The sequence below is a fragment of the Bacteroidota bacterium genome, from assembly GCA_016713925.1.
In the GTDB taxonomy this organism is placed as follows: Bacteria; Bacteroidota; Bacteroidia; order AKYH767-A; family OLB10; genus JAJTFW01.
In genome coordinates, this window is the sequence record JADJOH010000002.1 from 1,273,763 (window position 1) to 1,297,119 (window position 23,357).

Annotated in this window: 28 protein-coding genes and 1 tRNA gene; 16 read left to right on the top strand and 13 right to left on the bottom strand. The window is 41.8% G+C overall.

The genetic code is table 11. From position 1 onward, the window contains the following. Window positions 1–79: 79 nt before the first annotated feature. The 4 genes from IPJ86_04965 (at window position 80) to IPJ86_04980 (ending at window position 2,073) form a co-directional block, all read left to right on the top strand. Window positions 80–328 carry a hypothetical protein gene (locus IPJ86_04965; protein MBK7886663.1) on the top strand — a complete coding sequence of 83 codons (249 nt, stop codon included), beginning with the start codon at window positions 80–82 and terminating at the stop codon, window positions 326–328. An 18-nt stretch (window positions 329–346) separates the two neighbouring features. Then, window positions 347–820: a sigma-70 family RNA polymerase sigma factor gene (locus IPJ86_04970; GenBank protein ID MBK7886664.1), complete on the top strand. Its 474-nt coding sequence runs from the start codon at window positions 347–349 to the stop codon at window positions 818–820. Between the two features lie 3 nt (window positions 821–823). Beyond that, entirely contained in the window at window positions 824–1,432 is a 609-nt protein-coding gene (locus IPJ86_04975; protein MBK7886665.1) for a hypothetical protein, read from the top strand. A 221-nt stretch (window positions 1,433–1,653) separates the two neighbouring features. Further along, complete coding sequence (locus tag IPJ86_04980; protein MBK7886666.1) at window positions 1,654–2,073, top strand: hypothetical protein; 420 nt, start codon at window positions 1,654–1,656, stop codon at window positions 2,071–2,073. A 60-nt stretch (window positions 2,074–2,133) separates the two neighbouring features. Here IPJ86_04980 and IPJ86_04985 read toward each other — a convergent pair whose 3' ends face one another. The 8 genes from IPJ86_04985 to IPJ86_05020 all read right to left on the bottom strand — a co-directional run bounded on the left by IPJ86_04985 (window position 2,134) and on the right by IPJ86_05020 (window position 9,683). Further along, entirely contained in the window at window positions 2,134–2,856 is a 723-nt protein-coding gene (locus IPJ86_04985) for a thioredoxin (protein MBK7886667.1), read from the bottom strand. A 101-nt stretch (window positions 2,857–2,957) separates the two neighbouring features. Continuing rightward, complete coding sequence (locus IPJ86_04990; GenBank protein ID MBK7886668.1) at window positions 2,958–3,872, bottom strand: T9SS type A sorting domain-containing protein; 915 nt, start codon at window positions 3,870–3,872, stop codon at window positions 2,958–2,960. Next, window positions 3,833–4,999: a fibronectin type III domain-containing protein gene (locus IPJ86_04995; protein MBK7886669.1), complete on the bottom strand. Its 1,167-nt coding sequence runs from the start codon at window positions 4,997–4,999 to the stop codon at window positions 3,833–3,835. Before IPJ86_04995 ends, IPJ86_04990 begins: the two co-directional genes overlap by 40 nt. A 149-nt stretch (window positions 5,000–5,148) precedes the next feature. Continuing rightward, window positions 5,149–5,562, bottom strand: coding sequence for an arsenate reductase ArsC (locus IPJ86_05000; protein ID MBK7886670.1), 414 nt, complete (start codon window positions 5,560–5,562; stop codon window positions 5,149–5,151). Then, the gene (gene arsB / locus IPJ86_05005; GenBank protein MBK7886671.1) at window positions 5,559–6,590 is read right to left on the bottom strand and encodes an ACR3 family arsenite efflux transporter; all 1,032 of its coding nucleotides are present in this window, start codon (window positions 6,588–6,590) and stop codon (window positions 5,559–5,561) included. Before arsB ends, IPJ86_05000 begins: the two co-directional genes overlap by 4 nt. Window positions 6,591–7,041: 451 nt before the next feature. Continuing rightward, on the bottom strand, window positions 7,042–7,884 hold the full coding sequence (locus IPJ86_05010) for an arsenite methyltransferase (GenBank protein ID MBK7886672.1): 843 nt from the start codon (window positions 7,882–7,884) through the stop codon (window positions 7,042–7,044). 50 nt (window positions 7,885–7,934) lie between these two features. Further along, the gene (locus IPJ86_05015; protein ID MBK7886673.1) at window positions 7,935–8,267 is read right to left on the bottom strand and encodes a winged helix-turn-helix transcriptional regulator; all 333 of its coding nucleotides are present in this window, start codon (window positions 8,265–8,267) and stop codon (window positions 7,935–7,937) included. A 105-nt stretch (window positions 8,268–8,372) separates the two neighbouring features. Continuing rightward, window positions 8,373–9,683, bottom strand: coding sequence for an MFS transporter (locus IPJ86_05020; protein MBK7886674.1), 1,311 nt, complete (start codon window positions 9,681–9,683; stop codon window positions 8,373–8,375). A gap of 289 nt (window positions 9,684–9,972) precedes the next feature. Between IPJ86_05020 and IPJ86_05025 the strand changes: the two genes are divergently transcribed. Beyond that, window positions 9,973–10,044 (top strand) — tRNA-Arg (locus tag IPJ86_05025). A 161-nt stretch (window positions 10,045–10,205) separates the two neighbouring features. Beyond that, window positions 10,206–10,919: an SDR family NAD(P)-dependent oxidoreductase gene (locus tag IPJ86_05030; protein MBK7886675.1), complete on the top strand. Its 714-nt coding sequence runs from the start codon at window positions 10,206–10,208 to the stop codon at window positions 10,917–10,919. 56 nt (window positions 10,920–10,975) lie between these two features. On the opposite strand, the gene IPJ86_05035 is transcribed toward IPJ86_05030, so the two are convergent. Further along, complete coding sequence (locus tag IPJ86_05035) at window positions 10,976–11,611, bottom strand: cyclase family protein (protein MBK7886676.1); 636 nt, start codon at window positions 11,609–11,611, stop codon at window positions 10,976–10,978. Window positions 11,612–11,756: 145 nt separating this feature from the next. Between IPJ86_05035 and IPJ86_05040 the strand changes: the two genes are divergently transcribed. The 8 genes from IPJ86_05040 (at window position 11,757) to IPJ86_05075 (ending at window position 19,747) form a co-directional block, all read left to right on the top strand. Beyond that, window positions 11,757–12,581, top strand: coding sequence for an Omp28-related outer membrane protein (locus tag IPJ86_05040; GenBank protein MBK7886677.1), 825 nt, complete (start codon window positions 11,757–11,759; stop codon window positions 12,579–12,581). Window positions 12,582–12,923: 342 nt separating this feature from the next. Then, window positions 12,924–13,556, top strand: coding sequence for a TetR/AcrR family transcriptional regulator (locus IPJ86_05045; GenBank protein ID MBK7886678.1), 633 nt, complete (start codon window positions 12,924–12,926; stop codon window positions 13,554–13,556). A 4-nt stretch (window positions 13,557–13,560) separates the two neighbouring features. Further along, on the top strand, window positions 13,561–14,829 hold the full coding sequence (locus IPJ86_05050) for a TolC family protein (GenBank protein ID MBK7886679.1): 1,269 nt from the start codon (window positions 13,561–13,563) through the stop codon (window positions 14,827–14,829). Window positions 14,830–14,840: 11 nt separating this feature from the next. Next, on the top strand, window positions 14,841–15,776 hold the full coding sequence (locus IPJ86_05055; GenBank protein ID MBK7886680.1) for an HlyD family efflux transporter periplasmic adaptor subunit: 936 nt from the start codon (window positions 14,841–14,843) through the stop codon (window positions 15,774–15,776). A gap of 30 nt (window positions 15,777–15,806) precedes the next feature. Continuing rightward, window positions 15,807–16,721, top strand: coding sequence for an ABC transporter ATP-binding protein (locus IPJ86_05060; GenBank protein ID MBK7886681.1), 915 nt, complete (start codon window positions 15,807–15,809; stop codon window positions 16,719–16,721). A gap of 18 nt (window positions 16,722–16,739) precedes the next feature. After that, entirely contained in the window at window positions 16,740–17,510 is a 771-nt protein-coding gene (locus tag IPJ86_05065; protein ID MBK7886682.1) for an ABC transporter ATP-binding protein, read from the top strand. A 1-nt stretch (window position 17,511) separates the two neighbouring features. Further along, complete coding sequence (locus tag IPJ86_05070) at window positions 17,512–18,627, top strand: ABC transporter permease (protein MBK7886683.1); 1,116 nt, start codon at window positions 17,512–17,514, stop codon at window positions 18,625–18,627. Window position 18,628: 1 nt separating this feature from the next. Further along, entirely contained in the window at window positions 18,629–19,747 is a 1,119-nt protein-coding gene (locus IPJ86_05075) for an ABC transporter permease (protein MBK7886684.1), read from the top strand. On the opposite strand, the gene IPJ86_05080 is transcribed toward IPJ86_05075, so the two are convergent. From IPJ86_05080 to IPJ86_05090, 3 genes are read right to left on the bottom strand one after another with little or no spacing between them, the layout of a single operon-like run. Next, on the bottom strand, window positions 19,729–20,025 hold the full coding sequence (locus tag IPJ86_05080) for a hypothetical protein (protein ID MBK7886685.1): 297 nt from the start codon (window positions 20,023–20,025) through the stop codon (window positions 19,729–19,731). The two genes, IPJ86_05075 and IPJ86_05080, sit on opposite strands and share 19 nt — an antisense overlap. 1 nt (window position 20,026) lies before the next feature. Then, the gene (locus IPJ86_05085; GenBank protein MBK7886686.1) at window positions 20,027–20,329 is read right to left on the bottom strand and encodes a hypothetical protein; all 303 of its coding nucleotides are present in this window, start codon (window positions 20,327–20,329) and stop codon (window positions 20,027–20,029) included. A 46-nt stretch (window positions 20,330–20,375) separates the two neighbouring features. Continuing rightward, window positions 20,376–20,693, bottom strand: coding sequence for a hypothetical protein (locus IPJ86_05090; GenBank protein ID MBK7886687.1), 318 nt, complete (start codon window positions 20,691–20,693; stop codon window positions 20,376–20,378). Window positions 20,694–20,899: 206 nt separating this feature from the next. On the opposite strand from IPJ86_05090, the gene xseA reads away from it, so the two are divergent. Both xseA and xseB read left to right on the top strand, forming a co-directional pair. After that, window positions 20,900–22,285 (top strand): exodeoxyribonuclease VII large subunit, encoded by a 1,386-nt coding sequence (gene xseA / locus IPJ86_05095; protein MBK7886688.1) that lies wholly within the window; start codon window positions 20,900–20,902, stop codon window positions 22,283–22,285. Window positions 22,286–22,287: 2 nt separating this feature from the next. After that, window positions 22,288–22,479, top strand: coding sequence for an exodeoxyribonuclease VII small subunit (gene xseB, locus IPJ86_05100; GenBank protein ID MBK7886689.1), 192 nt, complete (start codon window positions 22,288–22,290; stop codon window positions 22,477–22,479). Window positions 22,480–22,804: 325 nt separating this feature from the next. On the opposite strand, the gene IPJ86_05105 is transcribed toward xseB, so the two are convergent. Then, complete coding sequence (locus IPJ86_05105; protein ID MBK7886690.1) at window positions 22,805–23,269, bottom strand: META domain-containing protein; 465 nt, start codon at window positions 23,267–23,269, stop codon at window positions 22,805–22,807. Window positions 23,270–23,357 lie beyond the last annotated feature (88 nt).

Below are 23,357 nucleotides of genomic sequence, written 5' to 3' on the forward strand. Positions count from 1 at the left end.
TAAATGTTTTTCCTAAAAATATTTTCCGGGAGGTGTAATAAATGAATAGCGATCCACTTCTAATGGTGAAACTCAGCATATGGAAACCATCTCCACCTTCCGGAATTATTCCCGCTACCTGCACATTGCATTTGTGTTATTGTCGCTCTATTATCTTTTCCTTAGAAACGATGTAGATTCCGCCACCACCAATTTAGGGATCTCTTTGGCCTTCGACCCCTTCGATCAGGAGAAGAAATGGCAAGAACGTCCACTTTTTCAGAAACTTTGGTTACTGTTAATTGTTGGACTTACTGTAACAGGATTTTTCATCATGTTTGTGCTCTGAAATCAGTAAAACAAAAATTTGAAAGAAGCTGAATTTATACAGCAGATAAAATCAAATCAGGGGTTGATCCGTAAGCTGGCAGGACTATATGCCAGTGATCCGGAAGACCTGAAAGATCTTTGTCAGGAGGTCATCTATCAGGCATGGAAAGGGATCGATAGCTTTCGTGGTGATGCAAAATTCAGTACCTGGTTGTACCGGCTTGCCTTGAATACCATATTTAGTATAAAGAGAAAGAAAAACCTGGTGGACTATAAAGATCCATCCACTTATGATCATCCTATCGTAGATGAATCTGCCAGCAACCGCCTGCAAAGTGAATATTTATACAAAGCCATACGTCAGCTTTCAGAAACCGATCGCGCGATCATTTCATTGCATCTGGATGGTTATGGCAATAGTGAAATTGCAGACATCACCGGTATTAAAGCGAACAATGTTGGTGTGAAATTGCATCGGATAAAAAGTGAACTCTCACAAAAACTAAAGTAAGCCATGAACCTCGAAGACCTCTGGAAGCAGAATGAAAATACCTCCGGGGAGATTACGGAACTTCTTAAAAATTCCCGTTGGAAAAAAGGAGGACATGATTATCCTTTGAAAAAAATCAAGAAGAACCTGCTCTACTTCATGCCTACAGCAGTGGTGAGTAGTTTTGCTTATCTCTATGTCATTATCGAATACCCCTTATGGCCCTCTCAAATTGGATTGTCGATATTGATACTATTTAACTGTTGGTCGTTGTATGATACCTATAAAATATATCGCTCCATACCTGAACACCTCGTCACGGAATCCAATTTATTGGGGACACTATCTGTTAGTTATACTACCATAAAAAAATGGATCAGAGTCAGTGAATTAACAGGAGTATTTACTTATCCTATTGCCCTAACAAGCGGTTTTCTGTTGGGAGGTTGGGTCGGGTCGGGACTTCCGGTTGAGCAATTCATGTCACTACCTTATATAGTAATAGCATATGCACTATCTATTGCATTTCTGACACCTCTTTGTTTTATTATTACCCGATTGTTGTTCCGTATTTTTTATGGAAGATACTTAAAACAAATGGAGAAAAATATCAACGAATTGAAAAACGAGTGATTGCGCAAACTGTATTAAAAAATAACATACAGCAATACCTTTTCCGGTATAACCAAATTCAAGTCTACCAATTATTCGTTCCCCCATCACATTCAATTACATCAATCCAATTTTCTGAAAAGAGGATAATACTAAGAAAAGCTATCATTTAAAAGTTTTAAAAGGTGTTCTCTATATTCTTCCTGATATACTTTTAATCCATTAACCTAAAAACATATATCATGAGCACAAAAGTACTTCTAGCCGGATTAGTATCGGGAATAACCGGATTCCTTTTGGGATGGGTAGTGTATGGTATGTTACTCGCTGATTTCACGGCTGAACACACTATCAAATACGAAGGTTTAATGAAAGAACCTCCTGTATTATGGGCGATTTTTCTCAGCAATACGGCATGGGGGATTCTGTATGCACATATCTTCAACAGATGGGGAGGTATTCAATCTTTTGGTTCAGGATTCTCATCCGGATTTTTAATTTCGTTGTTAATCGCTGTCAGCATTGATCTGTTTTACTATGCCTTCATGAATATGAATGACGGGATGTATCTTTGTGTTGATGCACTGGTAACAACCATTATGGGCGCTATTATGGCAGGCATTGCCGCAGCTATGTTGGGAATAGGGAAAGCGAAATCATAAATCCACAACTAAAAAAGGCGGACCTGCATCAGATCCGCCTTTTCTATTAAACTAAATCTTTTATTTCAACTGAGCTGCAATAGTCGCCTCATCGGTCATTCCCATATTGCTCCAGATCATTTTCCCGTCTTTATACAATTCGAGATAAGGAATTCCCTGAATTTGCTTTGCCTGCATGAGTTCAGGGTTGGCATCCGCATCAATTTTCAGTAATGTCAATTTTCCGGCTTCCTTCTTCACCAACTCATCCAAAATTGGTGCTAATTTTTTACAGGGCATACACCAGGTAGCATTAAAATCCACGAGCACTAAGGGATTTGCACTGACTTGCTTCTGATAATCTTCCTGCGTCAAACCACTACTTTTCGGAGAGACGCCACTGTTATCCACCGGCATTCCTGCATTGGACCATGCGAGCATTCCACCCTGCATATTATATACCTCTGTAAATCCCATTTCTTTCATCATTGTAGCTGCTTCACCGCTTCTGCCTCCTGATTTACAATACACCATCACCGGTCTTGCTTTGTCCAGCTTACTGAGTGCCTCTTTAAATCCTTTGTCGTAAATATCCAGATTGACGGCACCGGTAATATGTCCGGAATTGAATTCAGCGGGAGTACGGACATCCAGTATTTGCGCATTCGATTTTTCTGCAATCAGTTTTTCAAATTGTTCAACAGGAATGGTTTGATGAACAGGATTGGTATTTCCGGCCGGTTGCTGACAGGATGCGATGATGAACGCCAAGACCAGTGTTAAACTGGAGAGTAATTTTTTCATGGTTTTTTCTGAGTTACAAAGATACGATGGTTCTTCTTTGAAAATGAAACAGAATTTTTCCATTTAAAAACAGACTTATTAACCGCTTGTTTCTAAACAGATTACTTATTAATCACCAATTTCTGTGAAACAGATTTTCCATTACCGTTCACTATAACCATATATACCCCCGCTGTAAAATCAGATACGTCGATGATTTTATCTTCAAAAATCAATTCCGTCAATATCAACTCTCCGGAACTATTAAATATTCTCAGCTCCGCCTGCCCGGATTTTTCAGAAAACACATGAATACTATTTCCGGATGGGTTGGGATAAATAACGAGTTCCTTTTTGTCTACTTCAATCGAAGAAAAACGAGGAGTAGCGCCTTTTATCATTGTAAACTGATCAGGGATGGACCCATCCATCTTCAGAAATTTATAGTTCATTGTATCACCAAATATTTCAATCGCCAGAGAACCACCGAATCCTGCAAATGAACTAATTTTCGCATTATGAGGATAGCCACTTGTTGTTGAAGTTGAATTCTTGCCACCCACACCACAAACTGCATATATAGTCCCGTTGTGTAAGGAATCCTTCAAATAAGGAGATGAAATACCATCACCGGATTGAACAATCATCGAAGAATTAAAACTGCTTTCATTACCATAATGTCCATGCATAAAATAACTGCGTTCATACGTGTGCGAATGTCCGGTCAAGACCAGATCCACACCATACGTTTCCAAAAGAGGAACTATATTTTGACGCATATCTACCATCTCAATTTCTGTATCGGAATTATGTGTCCCTTTACTATAGGGGGGATGGTGAAAATACACAATGGTCCATCGTTGGGTATTTGAAGCCAGATCATTCTGCAACCAGTTATACATATCACTGCCGATATGATTCAAGGCGCCATAACTATCCAGTGCAATAAAGTGAATGTTCGACCAATTATAGGAATAATATTTCTCTGTCCCTGATGCTACACCTCCACTTTGCGCTGAAGCCGGTAAGGTGAACATATTGAAATAAGGGAAATTTGTTCCGAGGGCGGCTGAAGAGAGATAACCAACCTGACCATAGTCGTGATTTCCAAGTGCAGGATAAAATTCCAGGATTTGAAAAGATTTCCATATACATTGAAAACATAGTTCTGGTATTCTGAATCGGTACCATTCTCATAGGCATTGTCACCAAGCCAGATCCACATATCATTCTTTTCCGGACCCAGATAATTCAGGTACGAATTTAAAACTGTTTGTTGATCAGCAGATCCATTTCCAAAATCACCAAGTGCCCAGATGCGAACTTTTTTCACGGTAGTGATAAGAGGAGCGGTTCTCAAAAAATTAGATGAGTCGCCTTGTAGTAATCGCGTGTTTGTACCTATCGTATAAAAATACTTTGTGTCAGCAGTAAGGTTATTCAATTGGAGCTGGTGTTCTGTCACCAAATTAGTATCTGTCAAATTCTTGCCATAGGACAAGGTTTTGCCCCATCTTACTTTTGAGTTGGAGGGAATATCTGTCCTCCACCTCACAACTGCACTTCCCGAATTGACCGATTGCAGGTATGGACCTCTTGTAATCACCGGAACAAGTTTTGGATTAGAGATCAATTCCAATTCAAAAGTCAAATCAACATTTGAAGCGGTAACATTATGCACTTCAGCTGCAATGACATTATTTCCTGCTACAAAGGAGGAGGTTGGAAGGTTGAAAGTGAAAACGGTGCTCCCATCGTCGGAACAAACCGATGAAGCGGGAGTTATATAATCCACTGTGCCACCCGGCATATTATTCCGGTAAACTTCTATGCCATTTACGTAAACGATGATTCCATCATCACGGCGAAGGTTAACCGTAAAGTGACTAAAGCGGGATGGATTCACGATGTTGAAACTTTTCCTGAAATAGGAAGTGATGTAACCGGCTTGCAAAGTAGTCGTCGGACTGTCTCCAAACCCCAGCTCTGCCTTACCAGATGCCAATACACTGTCATTAAAGGAGGCAGCAGACCATGCCATTCCCTGATCAGTCCCATCTGCCTTAAACTTCCAGCGCGCAGTTTTAGGAATCAGCGTACCGGCCAGACAGGGATAGATAAGCAGGTGCAAAGCAAGTAAAATCAAATAGCGGTAATAATGCATTCAAAAGATATGTTTACGTGTTTGAAATCTTACCGAAACCTACGCATAATATTCCAGATGAACAAAGGCTTTTACAATAATGGCACAACAATTAATGAAATAATATTCAAAAGCCTGAAAAAAATCACTTTTATAAGAGAAAAGTGCCATTAAAGATGGGTTGCAATAAATTCCCTGCAATAATTTTTTATCATCTCTCTCACCTTTCTGAATTCAGCCATGATCTCCTCTTCACTTCCAATGGCTTTCGCAGGATCCGGAAAATTGTAATGAAACCGTTTCGCTTTCGATGGAAAGTACGGACAATTTTCTTTTGCGTTATCGCATACCGTTAGGATGAGATCAAATTCAATATTCATGTATTCATCTACATGATTGGAAGTATGTGTGGAGATATCGATTCCATCTTCTTTCATAATAGCGATGGCGCGGGGATTTACACCATGTGTTTCAATGCCCGCACTGTAAACGTTAGCTTTATCGCCGACGAAATGTCGAAGATAACCTTCTGCGATCTGACTGCGGCAACTGTTGCCCGTACATAGAACAAGAATATTTTTCATAAGTAGTATTTCTTTTTAAGATATAGGGAAGCTTTTACAAGAAGTATCAATGCCGGCACCTCTACGAGCGGACCAATTACTCCAGCAAATGCCTGAGGGGAATGTAAACCGAACACGGCAATAGCCACAGCGATGGCGAGTTCAAAATTATTTCCTGTCGCTGTAAAGGATACCGCAGCATTCCTTTCGTAGGAAACACCCATGGATTTGGCAATGAAAAAACTAATAAAGAACATGAGCACAAAGTAAATAAGCAAGGGGATAGCGATCTTTAGCACATCAAACGGAAGTTCGAGAATTTTATCTCCTTTCAAACTAAACATCAACACAATGGTAAACAAGAGGGCGTAGAGGGTAATGGGAGAGATACGTGGAATAAACTTTCGGTTATACCAGTCGATGCCTTTTATTTTCACCAGCCATCTTCTACTCAGATATCCTGCTAAAAAAGGAATCCCCAGGTAAATAAAAACGCTCTCTGCCACCTGATCCATCGGCACTGAAATATTAAAATTGCCTAAACCTAAATAGGCCGGCATTACATTAATAAAAAGCCAGGCGTAAAAGCTATAGGTAATCACCTGAAAGATGCTGTTCAAGGCCACCAGAAGTGCACCATACTCCTTACTCCCACCGGCCAGATCATTCCAAACAATCACCATCGCAATACATCGGGCAAGTCCGATTAAAATTAATCCAACCATATAATCGGGTTCATCTCTGAGAAAGACAATCGCCAAGACAAACATCAACACCGGTCCTATCACCCAATTCAACAGCAGCGACAATGACATCAACTTCTTATCTTTAAAAGCCATGGGCAACAATGAATAATCCACTTTAGCAAGGGGAGGATACATCATTAAAATCAAACCCATTGCCAGCGGAATATTTGTTGACCCTGAGGAGAAAGAGTTAATCACTGCGGAGAACCCCGGAAAAAAATAACCGATTCCCACACCAAGTGCCATGGCGAGAAAAATCCATAAAGTAAGATAACGATCGAGGAATTTTAGCTTTATCTGCATTTTGAAGGTTTAAAGTTTAAGGTTCAAAGTTTTCACTCGCTCTGCGCACGCAGGCGATGTGATCCCGTCTCCCGATAGCTATCGGGATTTGTGCTAACGGGAAAGGTTTAAGGTTCAAAGTTTAAGGTTCAAGGTATCGCCTTTCGCGATTCTGCTTCAGGAGATCTCGTCAGATTCAAAGCATCGCAGATGAGAGTGAATTGATTTTCCATTCCAGCTAATTTTTTCTATGCATGATATTTCAATATTCAACCCCTTCAGGGTTGGGGGTGGGTGGGTCGTTAAACCCCGGATAAGATCCGGGGTTTGTGATGTTGAACCCCTTCAGGGTTCCGTTTTTCAATAGGCCATTTTACTGACGATATAGTCTATAAAGTTATAGATTTCGACTCTGCTTGAAAAAAGGCAAGCAGCCAGAAGCCGGTAGTTATTTGCCTTTAATACAAATTTATTAATCACAGCATCCCGGTTCGCAGCAGGTTTCCGGTTTTTCACCGTAGAGGGTTATGCTGTAGATGCCTGTACCGGAGTTTTTATAATTCGCAATTTCTTCCTTGCTGAAATATCTCCCCAGTATATCTTCCGGTATCGTGATGATTTTTTCTTTCTGAATGGTCAGGTTTTTAAATCCCGCCTGCTTTGCAAAACCGATATAGTCCGTTTTCTGTATAGCTCCCGAAACACAGCCGGCATACATTTCAGCGGTCTCCTTCCATTTATCGGGTAACTCTCCTACCAGCACAATATCAGAAACCGAGAAATGCCCTTTCGGCTTCAGCACTCTGATCATTTCCTTAAATACTTTTTCCTTGTCAGGAACAAGATTCAACACACAATTACTTACAATGACATCTGCCTTATTCCCACCCACAGGTAATTTCTCAATATCTCCCAGACGAAATTCTACATTATTAAATCCCAGTTTTTCTGTGTTTTCCCGAGCCTTATTAATCATGGCGTCAGTGAAATCGATACCAATTACTTTCCCTTCTGCGCCGCATTCATATCGTGCAATGAAGCAATCATTTCCTGCACCACTACCCAGATCAATGACGGTATCTCCCTTCTTAATCTTTGCAGACTGGGTGGGTAGTCCACAGCCTAAAGCCAGATCCGCCTCCGGATTATACCCTTTCAATGCTGAATAATCATCCGACATAATCGAATACACTTCATCACCACAGCAGGAAGAAGTGGCACCGCAGCAGGAAGAAGCATTGGATTCTTTATCCTGCAATGCAATCTCACTGTATTTTTGCTTCACCATTTCTTTTACTTCTTCGTTTGTTCTCATCTTTTCTCTTTTTTATATCGTATTTTTACGATGGTTAAACTTAAATTTTTTTAGCAACATTTTATTTTTGAAGTACGATAACTTTCCAGTAATCCACTCATTTCCTTCACCGCCTTTTCGAACTGTTCTTCATCAATACAATAACATATTTTAGTGCCTTCTATATCGCCCTTGATCAAACCTGCTGCCTTCAGTTCCTTGAGGTGTTGGGATACTGTCGACTGAGAGAGGGGCAATTCCTCCACGATATCTCCGCAAATACAGGCCTGACGTTTTATAAGCAACTGCAGAATCGCCACTCGTGCCGGATGCGCCAGCGCTTTCGCAAAAGTCGCAATGCGGTTATCCTTTAAGGTAAATTCATCTGATTTAGAAACGCCCATTGTTTTATTATATTGATCGCAATATTACGATATATATAAATGCAAAAGCAAATAATTTTTCTAAATTTTTATTAAAATGTTATTAATCAGGGCTATAAAATCAATTCAGGTAGCGGTAGAAACACAAGAGTGCCGGGAATTGCCCTTTTTCCTGCTTCTATTAAAGAGAGATAAAATCCATGGCGTAATTTTCATCGACTCGGTTTTACAGGACATTCGCTTTTCAATTACATATCCGGAAGCAAGTGTAAGGAATGCTACAGCAAGTATCGAACTATCTATTCCAAAAGCATCTGCTAAAAAACCGGTAAGAATCGCACCGATTGCATAGCCGAGATCTCTCCATAACCGAAAGATGCCCATACTTTTTGCGCGATCTTTAGGATGCGTATTATCCGCCACGGTAGCGAGGAAGGAAGGATAGACCATCGCTGTACCCCATCCTAAGAGCGCCATTAAAAATATAAATCCACCTTTAGTGCTGATAAATACCAACATCAATAAAGCAAGCCCCTGGAGCATCATCCCCCAGGAAAGCATACTCTTCTTACAAAAAAAATCCGCCATCTTTCCTGTTAGCAGCTGTCCAATTCCCCATACTGCAGGGTAAACGGCAACGATTAAACCAATATCTGCGAGCGAGAATTCTTTTGTAAAAAGCAAGACCGGCAACATCCCCCACACCATTCCATCGTTGAGGTTATTGATCAGTCCCGCTTGAGTAATTGAACTCAGATTTTTATAACGAAAAGTGGTATCCATAAACACGTTTTTGAGTCGCTCTGTGGTATTTACCTGTGCTTCCGCTGCTACATGATGACGCGTATCTTTAACAAAAAATACAGTGAGCAAGAGTCCTGCAACGGCAAAGCCAACTCCCATATAAAATGGTGCCGGACGTAATCCGTAATTTGCGGCTATCCACCCTGTTAGAAATGCAGCGACAGACACTGCGAGATAACCTGCAAATTCATTTAAACCCATCGCAAGACCGCGATTCTTCTCTCCCACCAGATCAATTTTCATCATCACCGTTGTGGACCAGGCCAAACCCTGATTGATCCCCAGAAAAACATTAGCCGCCACGATCCAGTTCCAGTTGTCGGCCATCATCAGAATAAATGGAACGGGCAAGCCAAATATCCAGCCGATGATTAACAGATTCTTCTTACCAATTCGTTCAGAAAAATATCCTGATAAATAATTTCCGAAAGCTTTTACGATTCCGAACACAACGATAAAAGAAAAAATGGCTGATTTGGCTGCAATTTGAAACTCCTGTTCGGCTATCTGCGGAAGAATAGTCCGCTCCAGTCCCACCATCCCACCAACAAAAGCATTGATCAGCACCAGCAGTAAAAACTGATGCCGGTTCGCTTTAAGGCCTAAACTATGGGGGGCTACTACTCTGTTCATGCTCATGCTTCGTTGCAAATATCGGGTCTAAAGCTATACCGGATTGCAATTTAAGTTACATAGGCAAACAATGGCACCATAAATCATAGCATTTTCTTAGCTCTTTTGGGCAGTCAGTACTAAATAGAGTGATTATGGGATTGGGTTAGAATGATTATTTTTGACCACCTACGCTAAAGCTTCGGTGGACGAGGCCCTCCAACGCTAAAGCTACGGAGGGCGAGGCCCTCCTTTTTGGATTGGTGAGTTTAAATGTCTTCTTTGAAAGTTAAATAGTTCTTAAAAATTTGGTCTCATAGTTCAACGGATAGAATAGGCGTTTCCTAAACTCTAGATCCAGGTTCGATTCCTGGTGAGACCACTAGATCCAGGTTCCCTGCCTGCCGGCAGGCAGGCTTGTCTGCCGTAGCCTCGGCGAAGGCAGAGATTCCTGGTGAGACCACCACTGAATGCGGGTACTGCCAAGTCAACTGCAAAAACCAGAATTCCTTTAAACTGAGGTTTTTTTGCAGAATATTATCTATGAAAAAAGCCATTGTAGTTGGAGGAACTTCCGGAATTGGTAAGGCCCTTGTTGAACTTCTTCTTGAGCAAAATTATAAGGTGGGGTTGTCGGGAATTGAGAGAGATGATCTCTCCTCGCTGAAAGATAAAAATCCTCAACATCTTATTATCAGGTTTATCGACTGTGGCAAGGAAAACTGTTCCGGTGAAATAAACAATTTGGTGAACGAATTAGGCGGAATGGATCTATTGGTTTTCAGTGCCGGGATTGGTCATCTGAACAAGGATATAGGATATACCGTGGAGAATCCCGCAAACAAAGTAAATGTGCTTGGTTGTACTGAGGTGGTGGACTGGGGATATCGATATTTTTTCAAGCAAGGAAGCGGGCATTTAGTTGGGATCAGTTCGGTGGCCGGGTTATTTGGATTCAGAACTACTCCTGCTTATACGGCAGCGAAGGGTTATCAGATTAACTATCTGGAAGCGTTAAGACAAAAGGCCCACCGTTCCAAACTTCCCCTCTATGTAACAGACATCAGACCCGGATTTGTGGACACAGAAATGACCAGTGACAAGAAGAAATTCTGGAGCACCTCCACCCATCATGCAGCTCAATTAATTTATAAAGCGATTCTCCATAAAAAAGGTATCGCATATGTTAAACCGCGCTGGTGGATCGTCGGCTTTGCAGTGAAACTCGTTCCGAATTGGCTGAGAAGCAGATTATAAATTCGAGTTCGAAAAATTGTTGTTCGGGTCCCATCCCGGTAAAATTGAACCACTTATCAGGGAATTCTCCTGAGCAACACCCTTGCCGGTGCAGCTTCAGCACCTGAAATTTTGATGGGAAGGCAAATCATTTCATATCTGCCTGCTTCAATTTCTTCCAGATTCAGGTTCTCCACGATAATAATTTCATTCCCTAAAAGAGCGACATGTACCTCTCGCAGGTATTGACTGACGGCAATCGATAAGCCATCAATCCCAACCAATTGAATACGCAGTCCTGCGAGAAAGAGGGCTGCCGACAACTCCAGAGCAGTAAACTTCTCCTTGTAATTCACAGCTGTTTTCAGCGGATAATGCAGGGTTTTAAAAATAAGACGTTCTCCCTGCTGAATTTCTTTATTGCTGAGCCATTCTGCTGTGATGATCTTGCAGTCTGTGGCGTCCAGTACACGTACTTTGCCCAGCATCTTCTCTATGGAAAGTGATGTAATGTCCTTGGCCCCGGGTATAAAATGCAAGGGGGCATCAATATGCGTCCCGGTATGGAGGCCAAAAAAGGCTTCTGAAAGCTGGTAATCATCTCCTGCTTCATGTGATGCCAACAGAGTGATAATAGGAGCAGGATCTCCCGGCCAAACGGGGGTGGATTCTTGAATCCCGGTAGTAATATCTATCCATTTAGGAGGTTCCATTCGGCTAAATTATCGTCAAAAAGTGGTAAAAAGTACCACTTCATTGTACAATTTGACCAAATTCCCTCAAATATTTTTGAATTTGCTAAGGTGTTATTAAAAAATGTTTATCTTAGTATCTTCAAACCCTATCAATAACTTAATTATGAAAAAATTATTAGCATTCGCAGCAATAGTGGCTATCTCATTTATGGGCTGTAAAAAAGATGACGACAACAGTGGAACTCCTACCGGTGGTGGTGGTGGCGGTGGTACGACCGGTGTAACTGTAGTTGAAAAGAACATGGGCTTATATAACAAACTCACTGCAACATGGTGTGGCCCTTGTGGTCAATGGGGTTGGACATTGAATACGGACATCATTGCTCTTATTGAAACCAATGCCGTTTTAATGGGAACTTATGCTTCTACTTCATCAGGTATGTATAATGCTACTGCCGGTGCTTTAAAGACTGCTTTCTCGCCATCTTCCGGGTGGCCTGACTTCTGTGCCAATGGCAAACAAAAAACACAATTCTCCGGTACAGGTGGTATTTATACAAGCCTAACTAAAGATTCTGTTGTTGCTGAAATCAATCGTCATGTCAATGCCACAGTAATGGTAAACTCCGGTTATAATACGAAGATTGAAAATGACACTTTAACAATTACAGCTAAAGTTCAATTCTTCCAGGATATGCCTGCTACGAGCAAATATTATATCGGTGCTTATGTAATTGAAGATGGGGTTATGTCTGTTCAAACCGGTCAAACCGGAACAGTAGCACATCATCATGTATTGAGAGGCAGTGCTTCTTCTACTACATGGGGAACGGAGATTACTTCTGGAAATACTGCGGGAAGTACCTTTGATCAAACGTTTAAAATGGCTATCCCTTCTACCTGGAATCAAGCTAATTTGGAAGTTGCTACCATCATTTGGGAAAAGGTGGGCTCAACTTATAAGTTTGTTAATGCATATAGAAAATAGTACTACCTCTAAAAAAGTAGTTGGGCCGTTTCCTTTGTGGAACGGCTTTTTTATTCCCGATCTTAAGTTCTCATTTTTATAAATAGGCTTATTGGTTATTATTCCACCAACTTCTGTACTTAGAGAGGGCTTTTCTTTTCCCCTGAAAGTCCATCAATTCTTTCATGAGATTTTTAAAAATAATATTGAAAATTTTCTCCAATAAGAGCATATAGTGATTCATAATTAACCAAACGGTTAAATTAATATTATTGAATTTCAATTATTTACAAATATATTGCTCAAAAACTGAAATCCATTACCAACGATACACTACCTTTGTTAACCAAACGGTTAAACCACTTGGATAAGAAAGAACCTGATATTAAAAGTCGTGATAAAATTCTGGCCGCTGCGAGGAGCGAATTTATTCGTGGTGGCTTCAATGGAGCAAGGATGCAAAGTATTGCCGATGCCGCCGGGATGAATAAAGCCTTGTTGCACTATTACTATAAGAACAAAGAGTCTTTGTTTGAGTTGGTGTTCAATGATGCTTTCGCTGAATTTATTCCTAAACTGCATTCCATCTTTTCCGGTGAAGGCAGCGTATTAGAAAAAACAGAGCAGTATGTGGAGGCACATCTTTCCCTGCTGATGGAGAAGCCGGATCTTCCCCTGTTTGTCCTGACTGAAATTCACCGCGATCCCGAACGGTTTTTTGAAAAATTCATGAATAAACTACCCGGAGAACCTCCCTTCGCCCGCTTCCTGCAACAAATTGCCAATGAAATGCGCGAAGGTAAAATCCGCACCATGAATCCACGGGAATTATGGATGAACGTGATGAGTATGACTGTCTTTCCTTTCGCTTCACGACCCATGCTGCAACGTCTAACGTTGATGGCTGACCGTGAATTCCAGGAACTGATGTCTCAACGTAAACAAAGTATAATGCTATTTATAAAACTCGCTATTGAAATCCCGGTAAATAATTAACACGATGAAAAAACTCTTGTTTCTCCTTTGCCTGTATACCACAGGACTCCCTGCGCAGGAGACTGTTCCACTGGAAACTATTTTGCAAGAAGCTATGGCGCACTATCCACTGGTCAGTCAACGGAATCTTATTGAAGAAAGCCGGCATTTTAGTCTCGCCGCGCTGAACAGAGCCTACCTCCCGCAACTAAATATCAATGGTCAGGCGAGTTATCAGTCGGAGGTGACTTCATTGCCATTCACCCTACCTCTACCCGGCGTATCGATTAAACCTCTTGACAAGGACCAATATAAAATTGTTGCAGACGTAAGTCAGATCCTATACGATGGCGGAAATATCAACAACCAAAAGCAGATTCAACGGGCGAGTGCGCAGGTGGAACAGGGAAAGATCAATGTAGAGATGCAAAAGATGCGGGAACGGGTGCGACAATTTTACCTTGGTGTACTGATGATGGATGAGCAAATTCGTCAAACCGATCTCGTGGAATCAGATCTGCAGGCAGGCATTAAACGTATGGATGCCGCAGTAAGAAATGGAACCGCCTTTCGTTCACAACTTGCGCAATTGCAAGCGGAAGAACTGAAAAATAATCAACGCCGCAATGAGCTAAAAAGTACCAGAATTGCACTTTTAAAATCACTTTCCCTTTTTACCGGAAAGACGTATGAAGAGCGCGTGCAATTTATTCGTCCGGAAGTAATTACCACTAACCCACTTTCATTTACGATTCAGCGACCGGAATTAGGACTATTTATGGCACAAGATAGTTTGGCCGAATCACAAAAGAAACTACTAGGAAGTAAAAGTCTTCCCCGTTTGAGTTTGTTTGCTCAAGGCGGTTATGGCCGGCCGGGACTAAATATGTTGCAGAACAGCTTCGAATGGTTCTACATAGCAGGTGCACGACTGAACTGGAACCTGGGTGCCCTCTATAGTTTGGGAGCGGAAAGAAAGGTAAACACCCTCCAACGCAGTTCTATCCAGGTGCAGAAGGAGATGTATCTTCTCAACGCCAATATAACGGTTGAGCAATACCGAAATGATATCCAAAAATACCGGTTGCTGTTGAAAGATGATGCAGCAATAATTTCATTACGCGAAGAGATTATGAAAGCTTCTAAGGCCCAACTGGACAATGGTGTCATCACTTCCTCTGATTACCTGCGCGAAGTGAATGCAGCAGATCAGGCGAGGCAGATGCAACTCCTGCATAACTTACAATTACTCCAGGTACAACTCGATTATAACGATTACATTGAACATCCCTGATTCTTCTAACCATGAAAAAATATATCTATCTCCTTCTCTCCGGAATTCTGCTGAACAGCTGCAACAACAGCAATGGCGATTTTGATGCTTCAGGTACCTTTGAGGCGGATGAAATCATCGTCTCTTCGGAAACTTCCGGACGCATTCTGGTCATGAACGCTACTGAAGGCAGCCTCCTGCAACAGGGACAATTAGCGGCCATCATCGACACAACAGCATTAAAATTACAAAGGGAACAGGTGGAAGCAAGCATCGGAGCTTTGCAACAGAAAACATCCGACATTCAGCCTTATCTCCGGACACTCGAGCAGCAAATGGAAGTGCAGCGTACGCAATTACAGGCAGCAGAACGGGAAAAAAACAGAATAGCCCTTCTCGTAAAAGAAGATGCCGCTACCATCAAACAATTGGATGATCTGGAAACCCAAGTTTCCTTAGCACGGCAACAACTACTGCTCACCGAACGACAACTCGAGCAACAAAAGACCAGCATCAACACACAAAATCGTGGTATTCTCAGCGAAGAGTTGCCGCTGGAAAAAAGAAAAGCCCAACTGGAGGATCAGTTAAACAAAGCCCGAATCCTGAATCCAACTACCGGCACTGTATTAACGAACTATGCAGAAGCGGGAGAAACCACAGCACCGGGTAAAGCCCTTTACAAAATTGCGGATATCTCCACGCTGACTCTTCGGGCATATTTAAGTGGAGATCAACTACCCCTGGTTAAAATCGGACAAAAAGTAAAAGTATTAGTTGACAACGGAAACGATGGATACAAAGAGTCGGAAGGTACGATCACCTGGATCAGCGATAAAGCGGAATTCACTCCCAAAACCATTCAAACCAAGGAAGAGCGGGCGCATCTGGTATATGCCACAAGGATAAAGGTAAAAAATGACGGGACTATCAAAATTGAAATGTACGGAGAGGTAAAGTTTCAGTGATTAAAATGATACGACAATTCGCCAAATAAAATGAAAGCCATAACAGCAACGAATATCCGAAAATCCTATAAAAACGGGAAGGAGGTAGTGGAAGCCCTCCAGCCTCTCTCTTTCTCTGTTGATAAAGGAGAGTTATTTGGCTTTATTGGTCCGGATGGTGCTGGAAAAACCACTTTGTTCAGGATCCTTGTGACCTTGCTTCTTGCAGATGAAGGAACGGCAAGTGTAGATGGCTGCGATGTAGTTAAAGATTATCAAAAGATCCGGCAACGCGTCGGATACATGCCCGGCAGGTTCTCGCTCTACCACGATTTATCCGTAGAAGAAAATCTGAATTTTTTCGCGACTATTTTCCGAACAACCGTTAAAGAAAATTATCACCTGATTAAAGATATCTACGAACAACTGGCTCCTTTCGCGGATCGACCGGCAGGAAAACTATCTGGTGGGATGAAACAAAAGCTGGCGCTTTGTTGTGCACTCATCCATAAACCCTCCGTACTCTTTCTGGATGAGCCTACCACCGGTGTCGATGCGGTATCCCGAAAAGAATTCTGGGAAATGTTAAAGCGATTAAAAGAGCAGGGCATCACCATCCTTGTTTCTACACCCTATATGGACGAAGCTTCACTCTGTGACCGGGTAGCCTTAATGCAGGAAGGTCGGTTTTTAAAAATTGATACGCCAGAAAATATCATCCAAAATTTCAACCGACCGCTATATGCTGTAAAGGGAGAGGACATGTATAGCCTGCTTCACTTGTTAAAAGAAACACGGGGCATACAAAATGCATATCCATTCGGCGAATATCATCATGTAGTTGCGCAAGATGAAACAATGACAGAGGATTTATTACGGACTGCTTTGCAAGCACCACTGAACACTGAAATAAAAAGAGTGAACGCGGATATTGAAGATTGCTTTATCTATGAAATGCAAGTATAATTTAAAACGGTAAAAAAGATCGAACACGCTTTGGAAAAAGGAAACAATCAGGAATATGCCATCACCGCTGAGCAGCTCACGAAGACGTTTGGCGCATTCACTGCAGTAGATCAAATCAGCTTCACGGTAAGTCGCGGGGAGATTTTCGGATTTCTCGGAGCGAATGGTGCAGGCAAGACGACTGCTATGCGCATGCTTTGCGGGTTGAGTAAGCCCAGCTCCGGCAGTGCAAGTGTTGCAGGTTACGATGTGTCTCATCAACCGGAAGCTATCAAGAAAAATATTGGATATATGAGCCAGAAATTTTCTTTGTACGAAGACCTGACTGTTATGGAAAATATTACCTTCTATGCCGGTATTTATGGATTGAGCAATCAGGAGATCAGGGACAAAAGTGCTTCATTACTTCAAGAACTTAAAATGGAGCATGAAAAGAAAAAGCTGGTTAAATCGCTGCCGTTGGGTTGGAAACAAAAACTATCGTTTAGTATTGCCATCATCCATGAGCCCAAAGTAGTATTTCTGGATGAGCCTACCGGTGGTGTAGATCCGCTCACACGCAGGGAATTCTGGGAGATGATTTATGCTTCTGCAAGAAAGGGAACAACCATCTTTGTCACCACCCATTATATGGATGAAGCAGAATACTGTGATAGGGTATCCATTATGGTTGATGGAAGTATTGCTGCATTGGGAACACCTTCTGCGCTTAAGCAACAGTTCACTGCACCCACAATGAACGATGTCTTCCTGCAACTCGCCCGCAACGCCACCCGACAAGCCGACTGATATGAAAGAACAATTCCTTGCCTTCGTCAAAAAAGAATGGTTTCATATCTGGAGAGATAAGAAAACGCTCTTCATCTTATTCGGATTGCCTATTGTACAAATTTTCATTTTCGGATTTGCGCTCACCAATGAAATTAAAAATTCCCGCATCGCCATCGTCGACCTGAGTCGTGATGCATCTTCCCAATCGCTCATTCAGCGTATTGAAGCGAGTCGCTATTTTGATATTGAAGAGCAACTAAGTGGCGCTGATCAGGCAGATGCTGCATTCAAGCGAGGTCTCATTAAACTGGTGGTAGTCATTCCGGAAAACTTTGGCGAGAATATTAAACATCAGAATAAAGTACAAGTACAAATCATTGCCGATGCTTCTGATCCCAACACGGGCACTACATTAACCAACTACATTCAGGCTATTACCGGCGACTTCCAAAACGACATCAATGAAGGAAAAAAACTGCCCTATACGATTATTCCTGAAATCCGCATGCTATATAATCCACAGCTAAAAGGGGCTTACAATTTTGTACCGGGAGTCATGGCTATGGTATTGATGTTGGTATGTACGCTGATGACATCCATTGCAATAGTCAGAGAAAAAGAAACCGGTACGATGGAAGTGTTACTGGTTTCCCCGTTACAACCCGTTCTCGTGATTCTTGCCAAGAGTACTCCTTACCTGCTGCTCTCGGCCATCAATATTGCCAGCATTCTCTTGTTGAGTGTTTTTGTTTTGGGGTTACCCATAACCGGTAGTATCGTGCTATTGGTCTTGCTGAGTTTACTTTTCACGGTCACCAGTCTATCTCTGGGCATGCTCATCTCCTCCATCACTGCGAGTCAGCAAACGGCGATGCTCATTTCACTTATGGGATTATTTCTCCCCACACTCATGTTAAGTGGATTTATGTTTCCCATTGAAAACATGCCTCCACCGCTGCAGTTTATGTCGAACCTGGTGCCAGCAAAATGGTACTATTACATTGTCAAAGCGGTGATGATAAAAGGTGTTGGCATCAGCATCATCTGGAAAGAAGTGGTGGTGCTCCTTGTGATGACCATTGCTTATCTGACTTTGAGTATTAAAAAATATAACATTCGATTAGCCACTACCTGAAATGCGCAGCCTTCGGTTTTTATTGCAGAAAGAATTCCGGCAGATTTTCCGGAACCCGGCCATCTTGCGCATGATGTTTATAATGCCCGTGATACAACTTATCATTTTACCACAGGTGGCCGATTATGAAATCAGAAATGTAAACATTACTGTCATTGATCAGGATCATTCCACGTATTCGAGGGAGATGATTCGAAAAATAACTTCTTCAGGCTCATTTTTGCTAAGTGGCTATCACGACAATTACAAAGCAGCGCTGGAAGATGTAGAGCATGATCGAAGCGATATCATTCTGGAAATTCCTGCCGGTTTTGAAAGAACCCTGGTACGGGAAAATGAAGCGAAGCTATTTGTTGCGGTGAATGCCATCAACGGGATGCGGGCCAATTTGGGAGCGGCTTATCTGAATACTATTTTGCGCGATTACAATCAGGAGGTGCGAACACAATGGATCCGGTTTCCGAAATTCGATGAGATTCCCCGTGTAGAAGTCATGCCCAGAAACTGGTACAACCTCCACATGAATTATAAACTCTTCATGGTGCCGGGCATACTGGTGGTATTACTCACCATGATCGGTGCATTCCTTACTGCTTTAAACATCGTGAAAGAAAAAGAAGTGGGTACGATTGAACAGATAAACGTTACGCCTATACGCAAACATCACTTTATCCTCGGCAAGCTGATTCCTTTTTGGGTCATGGGCATGATCGTACTCACTTTGGGATTAATCATCTCCCGGATTTTTTATGGCATTATCCCCGTTGGAAACATAGGATTGATCTATCTGTTTGCCTCCGTTTTCCTCCTGGCAGTGCTGGGTCTGGGCTTGCTCATCTCTACCATTGCACAAACACAACAACAAGCTATGCTCATTGCTTTCTTTCTTATGATGATATTTATCCTCATGGGGGGATTGTATACTTCCATCGACAGCATGCCAAAATGGGCGCAAGTAGTTACCTGGTTTAATCCGGTCACCTACTTTATTGAAGTGATGCGGATGGTGGTGCTGAAGGGTAGTGGATTAAATGATATCGCCAGACATCTGGGCATCATCGGGATCTTCGCGGTAGTGTTGAATGGCTGGGCGGTGATGAGTTACCGGAAGCGCACGTAGTGTATGAGTAATGCAATTCCGATCACCACAACCCAGCACAACCAGGAACTCAATATACATCCTAATCCCTGATAATATTTTTCATTGAGCTCCCCCATTTGATAGGCTTTATATAAAAACCATAGTACGGCTAATGAAGCCACCCCCATAAATTCCTTAAGGAAGTAGGGATTTTCGCCTACATGTCGCTTAAAAATAGCTGTGTACAAGTAGAAGACTGAAAGCACGCTTGTCATGAACAGTAGAAAATAATACAGTAATTTTATTATAAAACTCATTTCAATTCCATTTTAGAGGGCCATTGAAAAACAATAATCCAATTAAAATTATTAAAATAGAAATGATTAATCCCAGCACCATTACTCCGAAACCATTCCAGTATTTTTCTGCTCCCTGAACGATTTGATAAGACCAATACAAGCCACCGGAAAGCACCAATGCCGCAATTAAAAATATTACATTTTCTGATGTTCTGACAAAGGGGTGGTATAATATATTATTAACCGGACTCAGGAAAAAATACAACGACAGCAGACAACAAATTCCAAACATTCCATAGAATAACATTTTTGCGATAAACATATTTTCTTTCTTTTCAATTAGTGTTTAGAATCTAAATCAAGAGGGATCAATTCCATCGTCCTCCGGAGGAAATCATCAGAATGATCGTCCAAATTACAAAAACCAAAAGTATTACCAAAGGAAAGTAAAGGAGGAATGAACCAACTGTTCCTTCAGAAGGGTTCTTTACAAAATAATAAGCCCCTACTGCAAAGAAGGATAGAACACCACCGACAGTGAGCAACCTGCCTGTTTCAAAAAATGAATCCTGTTGCCCGTTGGATTTATTCAAAACATACGCTATCAAATGCAAGATACCCTGATAGAGGAAATAGATTGCTGCAAGACTATAAATTCCGATTAATATTTGTTGATACCATTTCATGGTTTATCATTTAAATGTACTTGTATTCTTAGAAATAATCTTATTGGGAAGTGCATTTTCCCCGAAAGATTTTCCATAAACTACATTCAATTAACAAAGATGCAAAAATCCACTATATCTTAAAAGATAAATTCATTCACATTCACTCCGGCGACATCATACCGGCTTGTATTAGAAATTACCCGAAGGAATATTATCTTCGCAGAGTGAATACCACCCCTAATATCCTCAAACTCTCTGAACTCTCCGCCATCGTAGCCGGGATTTTCAGAATGCATTTTAGCGGGGAGCGGTATTGGGTGACGGCGGAGATTGTGGGGCTTAAAATCAGCAGGGGACATTGTTACCTGCAATTGGTGGAGAAGGATGAGATGGGGAGTACACCCAAAGCGGAATTCCGCGGGATCATTTGGGCCGGTACTTATGACAGGATTCATCCACGCTTTGTGAAGACTACCGGCACTCCTTTGCGGGAACAGATGCAAGTGTTGCTGCAAGTGGAGGTGCAATACCACGAACGGTTTGGAATGAGTCTGGTGGTCCAGGATATTGATCCGGCTTTTACGCTGGGGCAATTGGAGATGGAGCGCCGTCAGACCATAGAACGATTACGGAAAGAAGGATTACTTGAACGGAATAAATCGCTCGATTTACCGGTATCACTGCAACGGATAGCCGTTATTTCTGCAGAAGATTCTAAAGGATATGAAGATTTTGTAACACGGCTAAATACTAACGTTTACGGATATACGTTTCATCTTACCCTATACACTTCTTTATTGCAGGGCGATTTGGCTGCGGGAGATATCCTGACGAAACTCAGTCATATTAAAACCGAATTGCCGGTAAAGGATTTTGATGCGGTGGTCATTGTCCGCGGTGGTGGCGGTGCATCCAGTCTGGAATGTTTTAATAATTACCTGCTGGCAGCGGGCATCGCCAGATTTCCCTTGCCTGTTATCACGGGTATCGGACATCAGGCCAATAAAAGCGTGGTAGATGAAGTGGCACATACCGACCGCATGACGCCCACCGATGTAGCTAATTTCCTCATTGAGCATCAATCTGCTTTCGAAGGAACAACTGAGTCCTATTGGCAACAGATACGTGAAATGGCGGAAGAGATACTTCGCTACGAGCAGGAATATGTCGCTACTTCGACGCATCGCCTCAGCAGCAGCGTCCGGCTTGATCTTTCGAAGGCAGGACGAACACTGGATCAATCCGCATTTTCCTTAAAACATTTACTACAGGGTCGACTCATTCACGAACAACATACGGTCGAACAGTTTCACCAAAACCTGAAAAAGGAATTGCTGCTTTTTCGACATTTAGAGACTGCTGCACTTGAAGAAATAACATCACGCTTAAAAAATGGTATCACCTCCTTCTTACAAAGCAACGAACAGGAATTAATAAATAACGAAGCGACGGTACGCCTGCTGGATCCGGCAGAAGTATTACGCAGAGGGTATAGTTATACTTTATACAACGGCAAAGCCATCAGTAATCCGGAAGATGTAAAGGATGGCGACAGGATCACTACTGTTCTTCAGCAGGGAGAACTTCAATCTATTGTAAATAAAAAATAACCATGGCGGAAAAATTCAGCTACGAAAAAGCAAAAGCCGAACTCGAAGAAATCCTCGAAGAACTTGAACGCGGCGAAACGGGTGTGGATACACTGGCAAAACATGTAAAACGCGCGTCAGAACTGATACGACTTTGCAGGGAGAAGTTGAGAAGTACGGAGAGTGAAGTTGATAACCTTTTAAAGGATTTGTAGGGAGAGCGAAATACGAAAAGTTACGAAAGGCGAAATACGAAAATTGCGAAAGGGGAAACCTGCCTGCCGGCAGGCAGGTACGAGAGGATATGAAAGTTGTTTGAACTTCCGTAATCAATTCCGCGAAAATCCTAAAAAATCAGCGTCATCTGCGTTCCTTAAAAAATATTAATGTATTTAAAAATAGTATATGCATCGCCTGAAGTTTATAAAGGGGAGAGCGAAAGGCAAGATACGAAAAGGTACGAGAATTGCGAAAAGCGAAATAAACGAATGATCTGATTGGAATGAAGATGGAAAAAGGTGGTAAGAAAAATCAAGTGACCTATTTCAACGGTTCGGCTTTGTAGGTGGCGACCTCGGTTTTATCGATGTACAGGTAGAGAAATTCGAGGGTTTCTTTACCTTGCTTTTTGCGGGTTAACTTGTAGTTGGTGGTTTTATCGATCATCTCCAGGTATTTTTGTTCAAAGGTCATATCGGGACAAGCCATTTCTGTTACTGCCATTTTATGCAGGCGGATCATATTCTCTTCCCCGGTGGTGTACATTCCGTTCATTTGATTGCAACCTGCATATCCACCAAATGTATTGCTATTACCATCATAAACGAGGTCAATGGCCTTACTGTCGGCAGGCAATGTTAGTGCGACTCCATTCATAGCTGTCATCACCCAGCGTTTCCCTTCCAGTGCAGGATCTTTCCCAAAAGGCTTTTGTGCATTGTTTTTACAGGAGGAGAAAAGGGAAAACATGGAAACTATCGCTATGAAACTCAATATCTTTTGCATTCTTATAAATTTTATAGTCATAACGACAAATTTCGGAAAAAGTATTCATCATTATTAAAACAGCTGAAATATTTGCTAAACAAGTGTA

Coding starts and splice junctions, on each gene's coding strand:
- IPJ86_04965 (MBK7886663.1), top strand. CDS start 80: ATGGAAACCATCTCCACCTTCCGGAATTATTCCCGCTACCTGCACATT.
- IPJ86_05035 (MBK7886676.1), bottom strand. CDS start 11,611: ATGGAACCTCCTAAATGGATAGATATTACTACCGGGATTCAAGAATCC.
- IPJ86_05060 (MBK7886681.1), top strand. CDS start 15,807: ATGAAAGCCATAACAGCAACGAATATCCGAAAATCCTATAAAAACGGG.
- IPJ86_05015 (MBK7886673.1), bottom strand. CDS start 8,267: ATGGGCGTTTCTAAATCAGATGAATTTACCTTAAAGGATAACCGCATT.
- IPJ86_05070 (MBK7886683.1), top strand. CDS start 17,512: ATGAAAGAACAATTCCTTGCCTTCGTCAAAAAAGAATGGTTTCATATC.
- xseB (MBK7886689.1), top strand. CDS start 22,288: ATGGCGGAAAAATTCAGCTACGAAAAAGCAAAAGCCGAACTCGAAGAA.
- IPJ86_05040 (MBK7886677.1), top strand. CDS start 11,757: ATGAAAAAATTATTAGCATTCGCAGCAATAGTGGCTATCTCATTTATG.
- IPJ86_04990 (MBK7886668.1), bottom strand. CDS start 3,872: ATGTTCACCTTACCGGCTTCAGCGCAAAGTGGAGGTGTAGCATCAGGG.
- IPJ86_05075 (MBK7886684.1), top strand. CDS start 18,629: ATGCGCAGCCTTCGGTTTTTATTGCAGAAAGAATTCCGGCAGATTTTC.
- IPJ86_05090 (MBK7886687.1), bottom strand. CDS start 20,693: ATGAAATGGTATCAACAAATATTAATCGGAATTTATAGTCTTGCAGCA.
- IPJ86_04985 (MBK7886667.1), bottom strand. CDS start 2,856: ATGAAAAAATTACTCTCCAGTTTAACACTGGTCTTGGCGTTCATCATC.
- IPJ86_04995 (MBK7886669.1), bottom strand. CDS start 4,999: ATGCATTATTACCGCTATTTGATTTTACTTGCTTTGCACCTGCTTATC.
- IPJ86_05080 (MBK7886685.1), bottom strand. CDS start 20,025: ATGAGTTTTATAATAAAATTACTGTATTATTTTCTACTGTTCATGACA.
- IPJ86_05020 (MBK7886674.1), bottom strand. CDS start 9,683: ATGAACAGAGTAGTAGCCCCCCATAGTTTAGGCCTTAAAGCGAACCGG.
- IPJ86_05105 (MBK7886690.1), bottom strand. CDS start 23,269: ATGCAAAAGATATTGAGTTTCATAGCGATAGTTTCCATGTTTTCCCTT.
- IPJ86_05010 (MBK7886672.1), bottom strand. CDS start 7,884: ATGAGAACAAACGAAGAAGTAAAAGAAATGGTGAAGCAAAAATACAGT.
- IPJ86_04980 (MBK7886666.1), top strand. CDS start 1,654: ATGAGCACAAAAGTACTTCTAGCCGGATTAGTATCGGGAATAACCGGA.
- IPJ86_05050 (MBK7886679.1), top strand. CDS start 13,561: ATGAAAAAACTCTTGTTTCTCCTTTGCCTGTATACCACAGGACTCCCT.
- IPJ86_05030 (MBK7886675.1), top strand. CDS start 10,206: ATGAAAAAAGCCATTGTAGTTGGAGGAACTTCCGGAATTGGTAAGGCC.
- IPJ86_05000 (MBK7886670.1), bottom strand. CDS start 5,562: ATGAAAAATATTCTTGTTCTATGTACGGGCAACAGTTGCCGCAGTCAG.
- IPJ86_05085 (MBK7886686.1), bottom strand. CDS start 20,329: ATGTTTATCGCAAAAATGTTATTCTATGGAATGTTTGGAATTTGTTGT.
- arsB (MBK7886671.1), bottom strand. CDS start 6,590: ATGCAGATAAAGCTAAAATTCCTCGATCGTTATCTTACTTTATGGATT.
- IPJ86_04975 (MBK7886665.1), top strand. CDS start 824: ATGAACCTCGAAGACCTCTGGAAGCAGAATGAAAATACCTCCGGGGAG.
- IPJ86_05055 (MBK7886680.1), top strand. CDS start 14,841: ATGAAAAAATATATCTATCTCCTTCTCTCCGGAATTCTGCTGAACAGC.